Below are 20,814 nucleotides of genomic sequence, written 5' to 3'. Positions count from 1 at the left end.
ATGATTAATAATATAATTTTAAATCCTGCAAATTGCAGGATTTTTTAGTAGCTTTATAAAATGTCTGTTAGTACCAAAAGTCTGTTACGCAAGTTTTTAATCTGGAAATACAAACATATTTCCGAACGTCAATTTGTGTACATTTTAAGTATTTTGGTTGGGTTTTTAGCAGGAATAGGAACTGTTACTTTAAAAAACCTTGTGCATTATATCAGACTTCTTTTTGAATTAGATTTTTTTAAAAACTACCAAAACTCTTTATACTTTATTTTTCCAATTATTGGCTTATTACTTGTTTATATCATCAAACAATCTTGGTTAAAAAAGCATATAGGTCATGGTATATCTTCAACCTTATATGCCATTTCAAAATTAAACGGAATCATTCCTAGGTACAATATTTTTGCTGCTTTAATTACAGCACCTTTAACCGTTGGTTTTGGTGGGTCGGTTGGTTTACAAGGACCTGCAGTAAGTGTTGGTTCTGCATTGGGCTCAAATGCTGCGCGATTATTTCATATGAATACTAAAACCCGAATGCTATTAATTGGTTGTGCTGCAGCTGGTGCTATGGCATCTATGTTTAAAGCACCAATTGCAGCAATCATTTTTGCCATTGAGATTTTTAGTTTAGATATCGCTTTTGTATCGTTAGTACCCTTATTACTAGCATCAGTTTCAGCAGTAATAACATCCTATATGTTTTTAGGTACTGATGTTTTATTACGGTTTGAATTAACGGATGCTTTTGAAATTAACGACATAGGGTTTTATGCTGTTTTAGGATTGGTAACAGCTCTGGTATCAGTATATTTTTCAAAAGTATTTTTTGCCATAACAAACTTTTTTAATCAATTTAAAAGTCGCGCTTTAAGATTATTAATTGGTGCGTTAGCTATTGGCACCATGCTTTATTTTATCCCACCGCTTTATGGTGAAGGATATGGCATAATGAACAATCTTTTAAGAGGTGATCATATAGCGGCTATAGGTACAACACCATTTAATTTAGATTTATCTAACATCTGGATTGTTATTGCATTATTAATAGGTATTAGCGCATTTAAAGCTATAGCTATGACAACTACATTTGGAGCTGGAGGAGTTGGCGGGGTGTTTATTCCTACACTGGTTATGGGAAGCGCTTTAGGCAATGCTTTTGCTAAAATTATTAATAATATAGGACTTGATTTTCATGTCTCAGAATCTAATTTTACCCTTATAGGTATGACGGGATTAATGGCAGGAGTTTTACATGCACCATTAACTGCTATTTTCCTTATTGCCGAAATTACTGGTGGCTACGAGTTATTTGTTCCTTTAATGATTGTATCGGCTACATCGTTTGCCATTACAAAATATTATGTATCCCACTCTATTTACACACTAAAACTTGCTGAGCGTGGAGAACTAATGACACATGATAAAGACCAAAATGTTCTCATGGTTTTAGATATTGATAAAGTAATAGAAACCAATTTTATTATTTTAAAACCCGATATGAAATTAGGAAATATACTAAAAAAAGCTGTTGCAAAATCTTCACGCAATCATTTCCCAGTAGTTAATAATAATGGCGAGTTTTTAGGTGTTATTCGATTAGATGACATGAGGCACATGATGTTTGATACTGATTTATATGATAAAGTAGATGCTTCTAGTTTGATGCATGCCGATGCAGGTATAATTGACTATAACGTTGATTCAATGAACGATATTATGACCAAATTTAAAACCAGTGGCGCTTGGAATTTACCCGTAATTAAAGGTGGTAAATATTATGGTTACATCTCAAAATCAAAACTATTGACAGCCTACAGGCAGCAATTAATCAATTTTACTAAATAAGCCATAAGAGTTATTTTTTTATCGTTTTAAAATTAATATGTTCCATATGAAACATCTTATTCTAATCTTATTTTTAGCAGCTATTGGAAGCATAGTAGCTGGTTACACTATAGAATCTGCATACTCTCAAAAACTTATTGGCTTTGGTGTAATGGGTTTGTTTTTAATTGTGTTTCCGTTATTTTCTTATTACCGTTGGAAAGACAAAAAAATACAAGACTATATGCTTACCAAAGAAAATTTGGATAAAATGCGCGAAAATCAACACGATAAAAAGTATTAATTCAAATTTCGTTTTTCAATAAAAAAGCGTTTCAATAAATCTGAAGCTTCATCTGCTAAAACACCACCTTTAATATTTGTTTTAGGGTGAAGTTTTGTTTCTAAATTAATACATCCACGTTCGGTATCTCTAGCACCATAAACAATATTAGAAATCTGACTCCAATACAAAGCGCCAGCACACATTTGGCAAGGCTCTAACGTTACATACAATGTGCAATTTTGAAGATATTTACCTCCTAAAAAATTAGCTGCAGCCGTTATAGCTTGCATTTCAGCATGCGCTGTAACATCTGTTAAAGTTTCAGTTAAATTATGACCTCTTGCTATAATTCTGTTATCAATAACAATAACAGCACCAATAGGAATTTCACCTTTTTCAAAAGCAGCTTCAGCTTCTTGCAGTGCACGTTTCATAAAATATGTATCGTCAAAAGGGCTTTGCATAATTGTAAAAATTTTTATCGAAATTGTAATTACATTTATTTTTTAATAATCTTTTTCATTTGCACTAATAAGTTCTCCTTAAATAAAAGCTAAAACTAGTATTAAGGGAAGAATTGAAAGCAGCTAGAAATAATCAATATATGTTAAATACAACCAACTTAATAATAAATATAACAACAAATAGCTTAATTAAAAAAGAATTCGATAACATGAGAAAATAAAACCTCATAGTTCGTATAAATTACTACTTCATTTTAAATGATGAAGATTAATTAAATCTTGTACTTTTGCCCTGTGAAAAACAACTTTTTAGAACATATAAAATCTCCAAAAGAACTCCGTCTTTTAAAACAAAATGAGCTCCCTAAACTCGCCAAAGAGTTACGTAATTTTATCATCGATATTGTTGCCACTAAAGAAGGGCATTTAGGAGCAAGCTTAGGTGTTGTAGAACTTACTATTGCCCTGCATTATATATTTAATACACCCAAAGACCAGCTTATTTGGGATGTTGGGCATCAAGCATACGGACACAAAATACTTACAGGCAGAAAAGATATATTTGATTCTAATCGCCAATTTGGCGGTATTAGTGGTTTCCCAAAACGCGACGAGAGTATTTATGATACGTTTGGTGTTGGGCATGCCTCAACGTCTATTTCGGCAGCTTTAGGAATGGCAATCGGATCTCAACTAAAAGGAGAAGACAAACACCATATTGCTGTTATAGGAGATGCCAGTATTGCTAGCGGAATGGCTTTTGAAGGCTTAAACCATGCTGGTGTTACTGATGTTAATTTGTTAGTTGTTTTAAACGATAATACTATTGGTATTGATCCTAGTGTTGGTGCTTTAAAACAATATTTAACTAATGTAAAAAAAGGGACCCAAAGGCAAGATAATATTTTTGAAGCTTTAAACTTTAATTATTCAGGGCCAATTGATGGACATGATATAGATACTCTAATTTTAGAATTAAAACGATTAAAAACCGTAAAAGGACCAAAGTTTTTGCATGTTATTACCACCAAAGGCAAAGGCTTAAAACAAGCCGAAGAAAATCAAGTTAAATATCATGCTCCTGGTAAATTTGATGCTAAAACTGGTAATATTATTGTAAAAGCAGAAACTATTAAAGCACCAAAATATCAAGATGTTTTTGGACATACTATTGTAGAACTTGCAAAAGAAAACAAAAATATTGTTGGTATAACACCAGCAATGCCAACTGGAAGTTCACTAAAATACATGATGGATGAAATTCCAAAACGCGCTTTCGATGTTGGTATTGCAGAACAACACGCAGTAACACTTGCCGCTGGTATGGCGACTCAAGGATTAATCCCGTTTTGTAATATTTACTCCACGTTTTTACAACGCGCTTATGACCAAATAATACACGATGTGGCATTACAAAAATTGCCTGTAATTTTTTGTTTAGATCGGGCAGGTTTAGTTGGTGAAGATGGTGCAACGCACCACGGCGTTTTCGATTTAAGTTATTTAAGATGCATACCAAACCTCATAATTTTTGCGCCAAGAAACGAAATTGAATTGCGTGATATAATGTACACCGCGCAATTTGGTTTAGCAAAACCCATTGCCATTCGTTATCCGCGAGGAAAGGGTGTAACAATAGATTGGAAACAGCCCTTCAAAAAAATAAAAATAGGTAAAGGCGAACAACTCAAATCTGGAAATAAATTAGCTATTTTAAGTATTGGCACCATAGCACAAAATGTGGCTGAAGCTATTGATTTATGTAATAATAAAGAAGATATTGCTCATTACGACATGCGATTTGTTAAACCTTTAGACGAAACTTTATTGCATACCATATTAAAAAAACATGATAGTATTGTAACTGTTGAAGACAACACCATTAAAGGTGGTTTTGGCTCTGCTATATTAGAGTTTGTAGCTTTTCATCAATATAAAAACACCATTAAAACTTTAGGAATCCCCGATACTTTTATAGAACACGGGACTGTAAATGAACTGCAACAAACGGTTGGTTTAGGTGCCATTGGTTTAAAAAATTACTTTGAGGTATTGTAATAAAATAAGTTAATGTTTGGATTCTCTTACAAAAAAAATCTCTGTTTTAAAAATGGTATATTGGATAATTTTACCTTTTAAAGGTACTCATCAAACCAATTAAAACGAGTCTTCATAATCTCATCTTTATTTGTATTAATAGCATCAATAAAACTTTTAGCTATTGATGATAGGTTTTTTGATTTCAACCAGATTAAATTCCAATTAGTCGTCATTGGTAAATTCTTAACAGGAATAATTTGCAAATCACCATTTTTAAGTTCGTTTTTAATTCCAATTAAGGGCATTATAGAGTAGCCTAAATCTGCTAAAATTGCTTGTTTTAAGGCTTCATTAGATTTTAATTCCATTTTCTTATAAATTGAAATTTTATTCGATGCTATAAAATATTCCATTTTATTTCGTGTAGCAGAACCTTGTTCTCTAAATATCAAGGGGAGTTTTTCAAATTCTTTTTTAGTAAGGCCCTTTCCCGTTAATTTATGCTGTTTCCCACCAACAAGGTAAAGCTTGTTGTCCATCAGTTGAATGCGGTTTATTTTTAAATGCTTCGGTATAGTGGATACCATTGCAAAATCGACCTCATTATTCTCTAAAGAACGCACAACTTCAGCCTTATTAGTAACATCCATAGAAAGTTCTACACCTTTATGTTGGTTAATAAAATCGGTTAAAAAATAAGGCATAACATATTTTGCAGTAGATACAATAGCAATTTTAAGTTTCCCAGCTAATTCGCCCTGAAAAGTTAAGTCTTTGTAATTTATGGCATTAACTTCATTTAATATTTTTTCAGCAGCTTGTGCGATTTCTTTACCAAATTCAGTGATGTAAATTTTTCTTCCTACAACTTCAAATAAAGGTACTTGAAACTGATCTTGAAAATTTTTTAGTTGTATTGACACTGCCGGTTGGGTTAAAAATAGTGCTTCTGATGCTTTCGTAACACTCTGAAGCTCACTAACCTTATAGAATATTTCTAGTTGGTGTAATGTGTATTTCATAAATATATTTTATAAATTATATAATAAAAATAAATAAAAATTTATGAATAATACATATGATATTTGCACAAATAATTAAAACCACAAAAAAATGAATGATTTTGTAATTAAAAAAAAGGAGGGTAGAACATCTAAAGTTAAGTCGTTCTCATTTAATCAATCAACTAAAAAGGAGTTTATTCTTATATTAAAAACAGTTGCGTTTTTTGGTGCATTTTTAGGGTTAATCTACTTATCAATTAGCAGGAACAATTTAATGCTTTCTGAATTATTAACAGTTGGAGGAATTTTATCGATAGTGTTTTTAATTCACATTTTATCGAATAGATAATTTTAACTTCAAAACCAACAGTTAAATTAAATGGATTTACATTTATTAATTGATAATTTAACCAATCCTGCTTTACTTTTTTTCTTTTTAGGAATAATTGCAGTTCAGTTAAAAAGCGATCTTTGTATCCCTGAGAATTCTTCAAAATTTATTTCTCTTTATCTACTATTAGCAATTGGCTTTAAAGGCGGGCAAGAGCTTGCTCATAGCGATTTATCCTTAGAGATATTTTGGTCCTTATTATTCGGGTTTGGTCTGGCCATAGTAGTGCCCTTATACACTTATTTTATTCTTAGACAGAAATTTAATGTAGAAAACGCCGGTGCTATTGCAGCAGCTTATGGCTCAGTAAGTGCGGTAACATTTGTAACTACTATTTCGTTTTTAGAATTAGAGCAAATACCGTTTAGCGGTCATATGGTTGCCGTTATGGCGCTTATGGAGGCCCCCTCTATTATGGTTGGATTGCTACTTATGACATATTTTAAGAAGAGCAAAAAAAGGGAAGACAATGTTCCTATGAAAAAAGTTATTCATCATGCATTAACTAACGGAAGCGTACTTATAATAATTGGCAGTTTAATAATTGGCTTTATGGCTAGCGAAGCACAAGCTGAAGGCATTAAACCATTTACAACAGATATTTTTAAAGGATTTCTTGCTGTGTTTTTATTAGATATGGGAATAACTAGCGGAAGAAAATTATCCGATTTCGTTAAAAAAGGATGGTTTGCCTTAATTTTTGCTATTGTAATCCCTATAATTAATGGTAGTTTAACAGCTGTTATTAGTAGTATTTTAACCGAAAGCACAGGCAACAGATTACTTTTTGCTATTCTGGCAGCGAGTGCTTCTTATATAGCTGTTCCGGCTGCAATGAAAATTGCGGCGCCAAAAGCAAGTCCGAGTTTATACATCCCAATGGCTTTAGCAATTACATTTCCTTTTAACATTACCCTAGGCATGCCATTGTATTTATGCATAATAAATATAACATAAACTTAATGAATAATATATTAACTATAAATAAAAACTAATTTAAGCAATTTTGCGATTTTGCAAACAAACACAATAAAACAATTTTAATATTATGGAAACATTAGTAAAACCAAAAACAACACAAAAAATAGATTTAATAAATGGGGTTTTTACTGCATCTGAAGCCTCAGATATTATTAATTCAGTATTAAAAGTGAAAATTAATTTTCATAAAATAAGTCGTCTATCTATAACTGAAGGCAACGATAAAGAGGAATGTATTTATGATAATAAAAGAATTAATGAATTAATTAATGAACAACATATAGCTAAAGAATTTTTTTCTCAGGCACGCTTAAATGGTAAAAAACTAAAAATGCGTAGTGTTATTCAAATTGAAATGGAAGACTAATACTCTTTTATTTACAGATTCTAAAATTCAATCCTAATTACCTTTATTTGTGTTTACATTGTTGTAATTGGGATTGAATTTTAAATACTTACCCCTTTTATCTTTTTATATTCTAGAATAGCTTTACTATCTGAAAGCAATGATACGTGGTAACACACACTCATTAAACGCTGATACAAACTTGATTTATTAATTTTTATAGTTTTTGGTAAGCCTTTTAAAATAAGCTTATCGTAGTTTGAAGCCGTATTTTTGTAGGTGTTATTTATGGCGGTTGTGTAAGTATTTAAAAGTGTGTTAATTACGCCATAGCCTGCTATTTCTTTATCAATAACTTCAGTAGATTGGTAAATATTTTCTATACTAATTTTAATAACATCATTTATTTGAGCTTCAAATTTACTTTTATCTAGCAACGCACTATCAAAGGTGCCATTTAAAATGGCTTCTTCATTTTTCATAAAAATGTCTACGACGTCGTTAATTAGCGAACCAATGGCCAGCGCACGCAAATAACCTACTCTATCTTCTTTGGTTGAAAGCGCATAATAATTCTCTGGTTTTATATTATCTCGAATAATTTTTGATAGGTATTCTAGCGCATATTCTTCTTGAATTAAACCTAAATTTATACCATCTTCAAAATCGATAATGGTGTAGCAAATATCGTCGGCAGCTTCAACTAAAAACGCTAACGGATGTCGCGAAAAGCTTACATGAGTTTTGCTTCTTTTTATTAACCCTAGCTCATTTGCGACATCTACAAACGCTTCTTTTTCACTTTGAAAAAACCCATATTTTTTATCAGCTATATGATTTGTTGGTTTTTTAGGCAACGATTCTTTAGGATATTTTGTAAACGCCCCTAGGGTGGCATAGCTTAGGCGTAAACCACCAACTCTTCCTGCTCTACTTTCGGTTAAAATTTTAAAGCCGTTGGCATTACCTTCAAAATCACATAAATCTTGGTATTCTTTATCGGTTAATTGGTTTTTATATTTTTTTCCTTCTCCTGTTTTAAAAAACTCGCCAATAGCCTTTTCACCTGAGTGACCAAAAGGCGGATTTCCAATATCATGAGCCAAAGCAGCTGCTGCAACAATAGCACCAAAATCGTTTGCTTGATAGCCATAAACGCTTTGTAAATGTGGGTGCTTTTCTAACAGCTTTTGCCCCACGCGTCGCCCTAACGAGCGCCCAACAACACTAACCTCTAAACTATGTGTTAAACGTGTGTGTACAAAATCAGTGTCCGACAAAGGAATAACTTGTGTTTTATCTTGAAGACTTCTAAATTCTGAAGAGAATATAATACGATCGTAATCTACTTCAAACCCTAAACGTGTTTCGTCTTGTTCTTTTCTAATTCGTTTATTAGTATCGCCAAAGCGTTTTAAAGATAGTAGTTGTTCCCAGTTCATTTTAGTTTTTTATACGCAAGCAAGATAAGTAAATTCAATAAAAATAAATGTAATATTTGATAACATTACCGTAACATTTTAATGACTCTTGTTTAATGTTTACATAACATTACAATTACAATAAATATTTTTCTTTGCAACATTATAGATTTTAATAATGAGAAAAATTTTACTTATAGCCATCTTTTTTGTAACCGCATTTTCTTTTGCACAACAAACGGGTTCTGTTCAAGGGTACTTATTAGATTTAGAATCTAACAACGAGCCACTAATTTATGCTAAAGTTGTTATTAAAGAAACGGGTTCTGAAGCTTTATCTGATGAAAAAGGGCTATTTAAATTTGACAACTTAAAAGCTGGTAAATATACCTTAGTTAGTAGTTTTGTGGGGTATGAAACTAAAGAATCTACAATAAAAGTAATTAACGGAAAATCCATAAATATCAAATTGCATTTAAAAGCAGACTCTATATCTATAGACGATTTGATGCTAACGCTGGCGAGTACAGATAAAAAAGATACGGCTATTAATAAATAATCTGTTTTAATAGACTTTAAAAAAGCAGTTTTCATTACAATGATACAATGAAAGCTGCTTTTTTTATGTATTCAACCCATCGCAATTCAATGTTAACTTAATGTAAAACAATCTTAAAATCAACCTCTTTAAAGTAACATTAAGCTAACACTTTTATCATGGTTCTTTAATCTTTAGGTAACACATGGTTTACAACATGGTAGTTTCTTTGCGGCATCAAACAAAACGAAAAAATACTTAAAAAATTAAAACTTATGAAAAAATTATTATTTACTCTTTTAATGGTATCGACTTTGGTTTTTACTGGATGCCTTAAAGATGATGACACACCTATAATAATTGAGGAAATTACAATTATTCAAAATGAAGGAGGTAATAGTGGTACACCTACAGTGGCTGTTACAGGAGCTATTTCAGAAGATACAACTTGGACAAACGATAACATATACGAATTAAACCAAAAAGTTGTTATTGAAGATGGTGTAACACTAACCATTCAAGCAGGTACAATAATAAAAGGTAAACCAGGAACTGGATCATTAGCTTCAGCTTTAATTATAGCTAGAGGTGCAAAAATCAATGCTGAAGGAACTGCTGCTAATCCAATTATTTTTACATCTTCTAATGACAATATTGATGCTGGACAAACTGCGGGCACTAATCTTAATGAAGAAAACAGAGGCCTTTGGGGTGGTTTAATCATTTTAGGGAACGCACCTTGTTCTTTTAAAGGTGATTTAACCGAGGTGCAAATAGAAGGTATTCCTGCTGATGATGCATTTGGTCTTTACGGAGGCACTGATCCTGAAGATGATTCTGGTATTCTTAGATATGTATCTATTCGCCATGGCGGTGCCTTAATTGGTGAAGGGAACGAAATTAATGGTCTTACTTTAGGTGGCGTAGGAAACAAAACCATTATTGATAACATAGAAGTTGTTGCCAATGTAGATGATGGAATAGAGTTTTTTGGAGGCACTGTTAATGCAACCAACTTAATGGTTTGGGCTCAAGGCGATGATGGTTTAGATATAGACCAAGCGTATTCAGGAACTATTGATAATGCCGTTGTTGTATTAGGTGATGCATCCGATCATGCTTTAGAAATTGATGGACGAGAAGGAACTGCAACTGGAGCTTTTACTTTACAAAATGTAACTTTAATAGGTAACTTAAACACCTCAAACGGAGAGTATGCCGATTTTAGAAGTAAAGCTACTGGTATTGTAAAAAATGTTTATGCAAAAGGCTTTAAAGATAGCGCTGATGTAGAATTAGATAACAATGGCGTTTCTCAAAACTTTTTAGACGGATTAATAACTTTTGAAAAATGGGAAATTGTTGGATTTGATAATAGCATTTTCTTAGAGAAAGTAGGATGCGCACAAAACTGCGATGATGCAGATGAAACAAACGATATTCCTGAAGATAAAATTATTTTAGATCCAACATTTACTGAAAGAGCTTCAAATTGGACCTCTCAAGTTACAGAAGGTTCTCAAACCGTTGGAGCAACAACATCAAATCTTAGCTGGACTTATGCAAATATGGCTGGTGGTTTAGGTTTCTAAAACAGTAAATTTTATAAAAAATGTACTACTGCTTGTCTTGGTTAAGGGCAAGCAGTAGTTTACAAATTACATCCATGAAAAATATTTATATAGTTCTTACACTATTTTTTATCACATGCATTAATGTTAATGCACAAACAGGGACCGTAGCTGGAAATATACTTGATGGCGAATATAACAATGAGCCTATGGCATTTGCCAATATTTTAGTGAAAGGAACTACAACGGGCGCTACTTCAGATTTTGAGGGAAAATATCAGTTAAATCTAGATCAAGGCACCTATACTCTTATTTTTTCTTTTGTAGGTTATCAATCCAAAGAAATAAGTGATGTTATTATTAAATCTGGGCAAGTCATAAATTTAGATGTTATTTTAAAATCTAACGCCTTAGACGAAATAATTATCACTACAAGTGCTAAGAGAAATACAGAAAATGCTGTTTTAAACATGCAAAAAAAATCTGTCACCCTTTTAGATGGTTTATCAGCACAAAGTATAAAATCTAGCGGAGCAGGTAACTTAGCTAGCGCTGTAAAAAGTGTGCCTGGAGTTTCGGTTGAAGGTGGTAAATATGTATATGTTAGAGGACTTGGAGACCGGTATACCAAATCTACTTTAAACGGTGTAGATATTCCTGGTTTAGATCCAGACAGAAATACTATTCAAATGGATATTTTTCCAACAAACATCTTAGATAATATAATAGTAATTAAATCTGCTGCTGCCGAATATCCTGCAGACTTTACGGGAGGTGTTGTTGATATAGTTACAAAGGATTTTCCAACAAAATTTGAAGCTTCTATAGCACTTGGCGCAGGTTTTAACCCGAGTATGCATGGTAAAGACAACTACTTAAATGGAACAGCTAGCAGTACTGATTTTTGGGGATATGATGATAACTCAAGAAACAGACCTATACATAGGTACCAAAACATTCCTGGGACTTTTGATAACCGAGGCTTATTAACTACACTTACTGGACGTTTTGATAGTGAGTTAAGAGCTAAAGAGACCACTAGTAATCCAAATTTTGATTTTGGTTTTACATTAGGCGATCAGTTTGAAGTTGGAGAAAATAATAAGTTAGGGTATTTAGCATCGTTTTCGTATAAGAACAGTACTACGTTTTACGAAAATCGTCTAGACGGTGCATTCTCTATTGATGCTAATGATAGATCAAACAATCAATTAGTTACTGATAGAATTTCAACTGGTAGCGAAGGTATAAACAATGTCCTTGTAAATGGTCTTGTTGGTCTTACATTTAAAACCCAAAATTCAAAATATAAAGTTAATGTATTGCATATTCAAAATGGCGAATCCGCAGGTGGTTTCTTTAACCAGCTTGTAGCACAAGGTGGGCCTGGATCTGGATCTGGCTTCGAGCCATTAACAAAAGATGCTATTACTTACACAGAGCGCTCAGTAACCAATGTCCTTTTAAATGGAGAACATTCATTTGGAACAGATAACGATTGGAGTTTAGACTGGAAATTATCTCCTACAATTTCAAAAGTACACGATTTAGATCATAGAGTAACGCCATTACAGCAATCGCAAACAGGCGAATATTTTATTAGTGCATCTGCTGCTACATTCCCTATTCGTATTTGGCGTTTTTTACAAGAAGAAAATTGGGCTGGTAAGCTAGATTTTAGTAAAAAATATGAATTATTTGGAAAACCTGCTAAAGTAAAATTTGGAGGTGGTCACACTTATAAGTTTAGAGATTTTAGTGTTGATGACTGGACTTTTGATAATAATGGTACACCAGTTGCTAATGGCAACCCTAATAATTTACTATTACCAGAAAACATTTGGAATAGAGATAATACTAAAGGCACCTACCTTATTTCTGGAGACATCTTTAATCCTAACGATGCCTATGAAGGAGAACAGCATATTTCTTCAACCTATATTTCTAACGAATTTAATATTACTGAAAACTTAAAGTCTATTTTAGGACTAAGGGCTGAGGCTTTTACATCGTATTACACAGGGCAAGATGGTGTTATATTATATAATAGATTTAAAGTACTAGATGAATATGATTTATTTCCTTCAGCAAACTTTATTTATGCGGTTACCGAAAAATCCAATATTCGCACCTCTTATTATAGAACTACTGCAAGACCTTCTTTTAAAGAGGCTTCTTTATCGCAAATATTTGATCCCATAACAGATCGATTATTTATTGGTAATATTGATTTAAAACCAACTTATATAAACAACCTCGATTTAAGGTTTGAGAATTTTGGCGATGCTGGACAAATGTTTGCCATTAGTGGGTTTTATAAAGACTTTACAGATCCTCTCGAAAAATCATTCTTTGCTTCTGCTCCAACTCAGTTAACAATTGGAAATTTGGGTAGTGCAAAGGTTTATGGCGCTGAAGTAGAGTTTAGAAAAAATTTAGGATTTATTGCTGAAAGCTTAACAAACTTAAAATTCTCTTTAAATGCCTCTGTTACAGAATCTGAGTTAACCATGTCTGATGAAGAGTTTAACTCAAGACAAGCTAACGCTAGAACTGGTGAAACTATTGATAGGAAAAGAAACCTGCAAGGGCAATCGCCTTTCTTAATAAATACTAGCCTAAATTATTCTAATGAAGAAATGGGATTACAAACAGGCTTGTTTTTTAATATGCAAGGTAAAACACTAGAAGTTGTTGGTTTAGGAGGTGTACCTGATGTATTTACTATACCTTTTGAAAGTTTAAACTTTACACTAAATAAATCTTTTGGAGAAGACAAAAAATCTTCAATAGATATAAAAATTTCTAATATTTTAGGAGCTGAAAGAGAAAGCGTTTATCAATCTTTTAGAGCTGAAGACAAAGTGTTTTCTTTAAGAGAACCTGGAACAGAGTTTTCCATAGGCTATGCTTACAAGTTTTAATCTTTACTAAAATACATAAAACAAAAAAATCGCCTAAATAATTTTAGACGATTTTTTTATTTCAAAATTAGAATCAAGTCATAAGGAAGCAACATTATTGTCATAGTTAACTACCTTTTTTTTGCCTTCAATCCAATGAATCCATTTGCCGACTTTTTTACCATTATCATAATTTGCAGAAACGATTTTTTCACCTGCTGTGTTAAAGCTTAACCACTTACCATGTAATTTACCATCAGCAGTAAACGATCCTGTTTGGCTAACAGTACCATCATCATGATAATAAACCACATCAATTAAGTTGGTTTCTTTATTGAGCTTTAAATCTCTCTTTTGCTTGTCTTGAGCAAAAGATACCACAGTAATTAAAAAGGTGAAAAGTAATAAAATTAATTTCTTCATAATTATGGGGTTTTAAACATTATAATTCAAAGATACAAATCGCATAACATTAAAACAACCTTGACTTAACACTAAATTAACATTGTAATTGTAATAAATTGATTATTAGGTTTTTATAAAAACATTGCCGCTAAAGATTTAACATTGGAAAGCTTAATAATAAATTAATATTAGAGTTACATTCGCATTAACTTAAACCTTGATATTTACCATGTCTTAAGACAAACAATTAGTATTTCATTATAATCAATTAGTTTTTGTCGACTACATTATTATGATTTCTAATGAGGCTGCCTTATCCAAGGCAGTCTCTTTTGTTTTAAAATTAATTATTAGGAAACATTAAGTTAACATTGGTTTTAGTTATTTGCAGCGACAAAAACTAATAAAACTATAATGAAACTTAAATTCACACTGGCAGTTATTGCTTTTTTAGCATTATCACCACTTTATTCACAAGAAATTAGCGACACCAAATTTGGTAAAGGATTAATTAATTTTACTGCAAAAGACAGTTCTTTTAGTATAAAATTTGCACCTCGTTTTCAAATGCGATATATATCATCGTGGGATCATGACGGCGATCAATATGGTAGTCCAGAACACAATTTTATTATTCGTCGTGCTCGTTTAAAATTTGATGGTTTTGCTTACAGTCCAAAATTAAAATATAAGATAGAATTAGGACTTTCCAATAGGGATTTATCTGGTGGAAATCAATTTAATCGAAATACCCCACGTTACATCCTTGATGCCGTTTTAATGTGGCACTTTGCAAAAAACTGGGAGCTTTGGGCAGGACAAACTAAATTGCCTGGTAACGTAGAACGTGTTATATCATCTGGTAATCTACAACTTATAGATCGTTCTTTACTTAACAGTCGTTTTACTTTAGACCGTGATATTGGTATTCAATTACGCCATAAATTTTATTTAGGCGATAATTTTTTAATACGTGAGAAAGTAGCCCTTTCACAAGGAGAAGGAAGGAATGTAACTGAAGGTAATGAAGGTGGTTTACAATACACAGGTCGTTTAGAATTATTACCTTTTGGAGCCTTTGAATCTAAAGGCGATTATAGTGCTTCTGATTTAAAAAGAGAAGAAAAGCCAAAGTTATCACTAACATTTACATATAACTTTAACGAAAATGCGGTTAGAGAAAGAGGTTTTGCTGGTGATTATATGATTAGAACAGATGGTTCTATTTACGAAACCGATCAAACTACTATATTTGTTGATGCTATGTATAAACATAATGGATTCTCGTTTATGGGCGAATATGCAAAACGTACTGCTGACAATGAAATTGCTACAGAATTAGATGGTATAACACCAACTGGAGATGTGGTTTTAACAGGTAATGCATTAAACTTACAAGCAGGTTATTTATTTGAAAGTAATTTTGAGGTAGCTGGAAGATATACAAATATAGATTATGAAACTATAACTAATGCACTTCCTGTAAAGCAATACACTTTAGGTTTAAATAAGTTTGTCCATGGACATAAATTAAAAGTACAAAGTGATATAAGCTATACATCTGTTGATGGAAATGAAGATAATATTACATTTAGATTAGGATTCGATTTTCACTTTTAAAAAAATAACATTAACGTAACATTATAGACCAAAAAGTCTAGATATTTGCAAAACAAATTAAGATATTATGGAAAATATGTATTTATTTATGTTAATTGCCATTACAGTATTAGCTGTTGCTGATATTATTGTTGGCGTAAGCAACGATGCTATTAACTTCTTAAATTCTGCCATTGGTTCTAAAGTACTTTCTTTAAGAACAATTATGATAGTTGCTAGCTTGGGTATTTTTATTGGAGCGGTTTTTTCTAGTGGCATGATGGAAGTAGCTCGTAAAGGAATATTTGTTCCTGCGCAATTTGAATTTGGGGAGATTATGCTCATTTTCATGGCAGTAATGATAACAGATATTTTACTTCTAGATTTTTTTAATACTTTAGGTTTACCAACATCTACAACGGTTTCTATTGTGTTTAATTTACTTGGAGCAGCAGTTGTAATGTCCTTAATTAAAATAGGCGCTTCAGACACGCAAACATTTGCAGATTTAAGCAGTTATATAAATACTAAAAAAGCTTCAGAAATTATTTTTGGCATTTTACTATCGGTCTTAATCGCCTTTACAGTTGGTGCTGTTGTACAATGGGTGTCTCGTGTTATTTTTACATTTAATTATGAGAAAAAAATAAAAAATTTCGGAATTATTTTTGGTGGTGTAGCACTAACCGCAATCACATATTTTATTTTCTTAAAAGGTCTTAAAGGCACGCCTTACTATAAAGAACTAAAGGGATTACTAGAAGGTAACGAGGTGTTTATTATTCTGGGCAGTTTTGCTTTCTGGACCTTGTTTTCATTTATTTTTGAGAAACTAACCAGAAAAACAGTGCTATTAGTAGTTATAGCTATAGGAACTTTTGGTTTAGCCTTAGCCTTTTCTGGTAACGATTTAGTTAATTTTATTGGAGTACCAATGGCTGCTTACCACTCCTACGAAGCTTGGGTATCTGGTGGAATGGATACTGCAATGTCTATGGCAGTATTAGACAAAAAAGTGCCTGCAGAGCCATTATTATTGTTTATTGCGGGTACTATTATGGTACTTACTTTGTGGTTTTCTAAAAAAGCAAAAACTGTTGCTGAAACAGAAATAAGCTTATCTAGACAAAGTGAAACTCACGAAAAATTTGAACCTAATTTATTATCTAGAGCCTTGGTGAAAGGCTCATCAGATTTATCTCGTTATTTTAGTATTATTATACCAAATTCTTTACAAAATAGTATTAATAATAGTTTTAAAAAACCAAGCATACATTTAACAAAAGATCAAAGTATTGATGCGCCTGCTTTTGATATGATTAGAGCCTCTGTAAATCTTATGGTAGCGGGTGTATTAATTGCTATAGCAACGTCAATGAAATTACCATTATCTACAACCTATGTAACATTTATGGTAGCCATGGGAACCTCTTTAGCAGATCGTGCTTGGGGAAGAGAAAGTGCTGTTTATAGAGTAGCTGGTGTATTAAATGTAATAGGTGGCTGGTTTGGTACTGCTATTGGAGCTTTTGTTGCTGCCGGTACAGTAGTGTTTTTAATAAACTGGAATCCTCAAGTAATGACTCCAATCTTATTATTAATTACTGCTTTCTTATTATATAGAAACTACAAATCACATAAGAATAGTTCTATAAAATCTTTAGATGAGGATAGCTTAAAAGACACTGGAAGCAGCTCTGTACAGGGTGTTATAATCGAAAGTGCAGACAATATTGCTAACGTAGTAAAACGAGGAAGCAGAATTTACTCTAATGCTATAACAGGTTTAAGTAAGCAAGACTTAACATTACTTAAAAAGAATAAAAAACAGGTAGCAAAACTATCTGATGAAGTAGATAATTTACGTGATAATATTTTTTATTTTATTAAAAATTTAGATGAAACCAGTTTAAGAGCAAGCAGTTTTTACATTAACATTTTAGGCTACTTAGAAGATATCGTGCAATCTTTAGAATACATTTCTAAAGTAAGCCATAAACATATTAATAATAATCATAAGAAGTTGAAATTTAGTCAGATTAAGGAGCTCAAGGAAATAGATAACGCCTTAGAAACTTTATTTACAGAAACTAAAGAAGCTTTCAACTCGCACTCTTTCGATCAAATTGGTGAAATTATTAATCGTAAAAAGGAAGTCTTTGCTTTGGTAACCGATAAAATTGTAAAGCAAGTTGCAAGAACACGTACTGAAGAATCTAGCCCAAAAAATACAAGTTTATATTTTGGTTTGTTAACTGAAACCAAAGATTTATTAACTGCAACTATGAATCTTTTAGAAGAGTATTATAACTCACATGATGCATCTGTTGAACCTGCAACTATAAATGTTGCGGATGAGGGTATTGAGCCTGGAAATAGTGCGGTTAAAGAAGAGTAAAATTTAATCTATATTCTAAAAAGGCACGGAAGAAAAATTTTTCTTCCGTGCCTTTTTATTTAGCTACATCTTAATTTAGAATTCTTTCTTACCAAATTCACTATCAATAAACTTTGATTTATTACTCCCTTTTTTAAAAGTGTAAGATAGATTAAGTATTATCATATCTACTTCATAAATATAATTGGTAGTAGTAAAAAACTCGTTACGTCTAAACGTTGTAATCTGTTGCTCGTTGGTGTTTAAAAGCCCTAAATCTATATTCTGCCATTGCAGCGTTGCTGTTAACCTATCATTCATAAATGATTTTTGAAACGTCAGGTTTGGTGCGTAAAATCGAGAATCTTCACCTTGTGCTGTATTTCTATCTGATAAATAATTAAAAGTAAATTGTAACGAAGCATTATCCCAAAAACGCCATGTTGAGTTCAAGTTAATAGAATATATTGTAGCATCATTATCGATTACTCGGTTATCAAAACTTCCATCAATACTGTAATTATAAATATTTGCGCCAACAAAATTACTCCAGTTTTTTGCAAGCTTTAATTCTGTACCTACCTCTAAACCAATGGCTTTTGCGTTTCCAACATTAGAATATATTCTATTTAAAATAGTATCATTATAAATCGTATTAACACGGTTTACCACATTATCTACATGTCTAAAATAGCCTGTTGCAAAAACCGAATTACCCCCTTTTAAATCTTTTGTAATTCCTAACTCCACCAAATCAATAAATTCTGGTCTTAAATTTTTATCACCTTGCTCTAAAGTTTCAGAATGCTCGCGTTCGGCAAACGGATTCATTTTAAATGTAGAATTGCGTTCTACACGCTTACTGTAAGCCGCCTTAATTTTAGTTTTTTCATTAATTTCATATTGAATAGATGCTGAAGGATATAGTTTTACAAAATCATAAATTAACGTCTCGTCAACTGTGTTTGTTTTATCTTTTAATCTGAAAGACCTGTCCATAATTTCCAATCTAGAGCCTGCAGCATATTCCCATTTTCCCTTTTTACCTGAAAGCTGTAGGTATCCTGAGTGAATAGTTCGCTCTAAATCTACTTCACTTGAAAATTCTGGAACCAACTCAAATTCGTTATTAAAATCTGTACGTCTTTCATATACAAAATCACCAGTATGTGATAAATCTCTGTATTGATAACCCGTTTCTAAAATTCCAAAATCGAAAGGTTTAAATTTGTAATCTAACTGAAAACGCGCACCGTGTAGAGGATTATCATTGGTGTTAAATTCATCTTGATATAAAATAGATCGGTCTGGTTCTCCTAAATTTTGATTTACTGTTGGTCCGCCTAATAAAGTGTATTCGTATAGAAAAGATGCTGATAATTCTGAGGCATCAGTAAAACTATGTGTCCAGTCTAAACTTCCTAATACAAAATCACCTCTACGTTCTCTTAAATTATGATTAAAATACTGAAATGTATAATTTCTATTATTGCTATCTGCTGGAGTTACCGAATGATTGTCAAAATACACAATATCCGCCAATCGTGCTTTACTGCGTTTTCCTGCAAAAAAACCAAAAGAAAAGTTATCTGATGTATTTGGTATAAAATCGACAGTAAAACGTCCGCTATAATTAGTTTCATCAAAACTACGCTCCCCAACTGATGGGAATTGTGTTTTAGTATTATTTAGAATTGTAAATACATCTCCTTCTCGTCTTCCGCCTAAATCATTTCTTTGATAATTTGCACCTAAAGAAATATTCCATTTATCAGTTCTAAGATTATAAGTAGCATCAATACCATGGCGTTTGTGAGATACATCATTACCGTAAGTTTCAAAAGAAGGTAATCCTCCTTTGATATTTACCAGACCAAAGGCTCCATTTGCAGCGCCTTTGTTAGTTAAAATATTTATAATTCCTGCTTTTCCTTCTGGGTCATATTTAGCTGATGGTGCAGTAATTACCTCAACTTTTTGAATGGCATTAGCTGGTAATTGCGCTATTAAATTGCTTGCATCTCCTTGTATAGGCTTACCGTTTAGTAATACTACAAACCCAGTACTCCCTCGTACGCTAATTTCACCTTGGCTATCCACACTTACTGATGGCAAATTTTTTATCACATCAATTCCTGATCCGCCATGGGCACTTTTAAATTTTGAAGCTTCGAATACTTGCCTATCAATTTTGTTTATAACAGTATTACGTTCTGCGTGTAAAACCACTTCATTTAGTTGTGTGCCCAACACCAGCTGAATTGTCCCCAAATCAATTTTTTGACCCTTAGATTTTACAACAATATTATTTATTCGTTTTTTTTCGTATCCTAAAAAAGAAGCCTCTATGTAATAGGTGCCTCTTTTTATATTCTCAATTTCAAAAACACCTTTTTCGTTTGAAATTACTCCAGTAACTAATTCGCTATTTTCAAGTTTATATAAGGCTGCTGTTGCATATTCTAAAGGTTGATTTTGTTCTTCAACTAATCTTCCTTGTATCTGGGCAATACTTAGATAAGTATTAAAACTAAATAAAATAAGGAAAGTAAAACTCTTAATTTTCGATGGCATCATTAGTTCTTTATAAATACATTGATTTTATTTTTACTACGTATTTTTTTCGAATGCAAATCTAAATAATAAAAGCTTACTCTTTCT

Annotated in this window: 16 protein-coding genes; 11 read left to right on the top strand and 5 right to left on the bottom strand. The window is 32.1% G+C overall.

The annotated features are described in order from the left end of the window. Positions 1-60: 60 nt before the first annotated feature. Positions 61-1,848: a chloride channel protein gene (locus L3X37_RS03370; RefSeq protein WP_237238766.1), complete on the top strand. Its 1,788-nt coding sequence runs from the start codon at positions 61-63 to the stop codon at positions 1,846-1,848. 46 nt (positions 1,849-1,894) lie between these two features. Further along, a complete protein-coding gene (locus L3X37_RS03365; RefSeq protein ID WP_237238765.1) occupies positions 1,895-2,131 on the top strand; it encodes a hypothetical protein in 237 nt (78 codons plus the stop codon). Here the strand turns inward: L3X37_RS03365 and L3X37_RS03360 are convergent. Beyond that, positions 2,128-2,577: a nucleoside deaminase gene (locus L3X37_RS03360; RefSeq protein WP_237238764.1), complete on the bottom strand. Its 450-nt coding sequence runs from the start codon at positions 2,575-2,577 to the stop codon at positions 2,128-2,130. The genes L3X37_RS03365 and L3X37_RS03360 overlap by 4 nt on opposite strands. 294 nt (positions 2,578-2,871) lie before the next feature. On the opposite strand from L3X37_RS03360, the gene dxs reads away from it, so the two are divergent. After that, complete coding sequence (dxs, locus tag L3X37_RS03355; RefSeq protein ID WP_237238763.1) at positions 2,872-4,635, top strand: 1-deoxy-D-xylulose-5-phosphate synthase; 1,764 nt, start codon at positions 2,872-2,874, stop codon at positions 4,633-4,635. 77 nt (positions 4,636-4,712) lie between these two features. On the opposite strand, the gene L3X37_RS03350 is transcribed toward dxs, so the two are convergent. Further along, positions 4,713-5,639, bottom strand: coding sequence for a LysR substrate-binding domain-containing protein (locus tag L3X37_RS03350; RefSeq protein WP_237238762.1), 927 nt, complete (start codon positions 5,637-5,639; stop codon positions 4,713-4,715). A 91-nt stretch (positions 5,640-5,730) separates the two neighbouring features. Between L3X37_RS03350 and L3X37_RS03345 the strand changes: the two genes are divergently transcribed. The 3 genes from L3X37_RS03345 (at position 5,731) to L3X37_RS03335 (ending at position 7,360) form a co-directional block, all read left to right on the top strand. After that, positions 5,731-5,970, top strand: coding sequence for a hypothetical protein (locus L3X37_RS03345; protein WP_237238761.1), 240 nt, complete (start codon positions 5,731-5,733; stop codon positions 5,968-5,970). Positions 5,971-6,000: 30 nt separating this feature from the next. Further along, on the top strand, positions 6,001-6,969 hold the full coding sequence (locus L3X37_RS03340) for a sodium-dependent bicarbonate transport family permease (protein ID WP_237238760.1): 969 nt from the start codon (positions 6,001-6,003) through the stop codon (positions 6,967-6,969). A gap of 91 nt (positions 6,970-7,060) precedes the next feature. Next, positions 7,061-7,360: a hypothetical protein gene (locus tag L3X37_RS03335; RefSeq protein ID WP_237238759.1), complete on the top strand. Its 300-nt coding sequence runs from the start codon at positions 7,061-7,063 to the stop codon at positions 7,358-7,360. A gap of 80 nt (positions 7,361-7,440) precedes the next feature. Here the strand turns inward: L3X37_RS03335 and dgt are convergent, their stop codons facing one another. After that, entirely contained in the window at positions 7,441-8,781 is a 1,341-nt protein-coding gene (gene dgt / locus L3X37_RS03330; protein WP_237238758.1) for a dGTP triphosphohydrolase, read from the bottom strand. A gap of 157 nt (positions 8,782-8,938) precedes the next feature. Between dgt and L3X37_RS03325 the strand changes: the two genes are divergently transcribed. The 3 genes from L3X37_RS03325 to L3X37_RS03315 all read left to right on the top strand — a co-directional run bounded on the left by L3X37_RS03325 (position 8,939) and on the right by L3X37_RS03315 (position 13,793). Beyond that, complete coding sequence (locus L3X37_RS03325; protein WP_237238757.1) at positions 8,939-9,319, top strand: carboxypeptidase-like regulatory domain-containing protein; 381 nt, start codon at positions 8,939-8,941, stop codon at positions 9,317-9,319. Positions 9,320-9,573: 254 nt separating this feature from the next. Next, complete coding sequence (locus L3X37_RS03320) at positions 9,574-10,890, top strand: beta-helix domain-containing protein (protein WP_237238756.1); 1,317 nt, start codon at positions 9,574-9,576, stop codon at positions 10,888-10,890. 74 nt (positions 10,891-10,964) lie between these two features. Continuing rightward, positions 10,965-13,793, top strand: a complete 2,829-nt coding sequence (locus L3X37_RS03315; RefSeq protein ID WP_237238755.1) for a TonB-dependent receptor — start codon at positions 10,965-10,967, stop codon at positions 13,791-13,793. A 78-nt stretch (positions 13,794-13,871) separates the two neighbouring features. Here L3X37_RS03315 and L3X37_RS03310 read toward each other — a convergent pair whose 3' ends face one another. Further along, entirely contained in the window at positions 13,872-14,195 is a 324-nt protein-coding gene (locus L3X37_RS03310; RefSeq protein ID WP_237238754.1) for a toxin-antitoxin system YwqK family antitoxin, read from the bottom strand. Between the two features lie 396 nt (positions 14,196-14,591). On the opposite strand from L3X37_RS03310, the gene L3X37_RS03305 reads away from it, so the two are divergent. Both L3X37_RS03305 and L3X37_RS03300 read left to right on the top strand, forming a co-directional pair. After that, the gene (locus tag L3X37_RS03305) at positions 14,592-15,797 is read left to right on the top strand and encodes a porin (protein WP_237238753.1); all 1,206 of its coding nucleotides are present in this window, start codon (positions 14,592-14,594) and stop codon (positions 15,795-15,797) included. 67 nt (positions 15,798-15,864) lie between these two features. Further along, positions 15,865-18,174, top strand: a complete 2,310-nt coding sequence (locus tag L3X37_RS03300) for an inorganic phosphate transporter (RefSeq protein WP_237238752.1) — start codon at positions 15,865-15,867, stop codon at positions 18,172-18,174. Positions 18,175-18,249: 75 nt separating this feature from the next. Here L3X37_RS03300 and L3X37_RS03295 read toward each other — a convergent pair whose 3' ends face one another. After that, positions 18,250-20,730, bottom strand: coding sequence for a TonB-dependent receptor (locus L3X37_RS03295; RefSeq protein WP_237238751.1), 2,481 nt, complete (start codon positions 20,728-20,730; stop codon positions 18,250-18,252). Positions 20,731-20,814 lie beyond the last annotated feature (84 nt).

Source organism: Wocania arenilitoris, from assembly GCF_021728535.1.
Classification (GTDB): Bacteria; Bacteroidota; Bacteroidia; order Flavobacteriales; family Flavobacteriaceae; genus Wocania_A; species Wocania_A arenilitoris.
The sequence above is the reverse complement of the archived record's forward strand: the minus strand, read 5'-3'. Positions and strand labels throughout refer to the sequence as shown.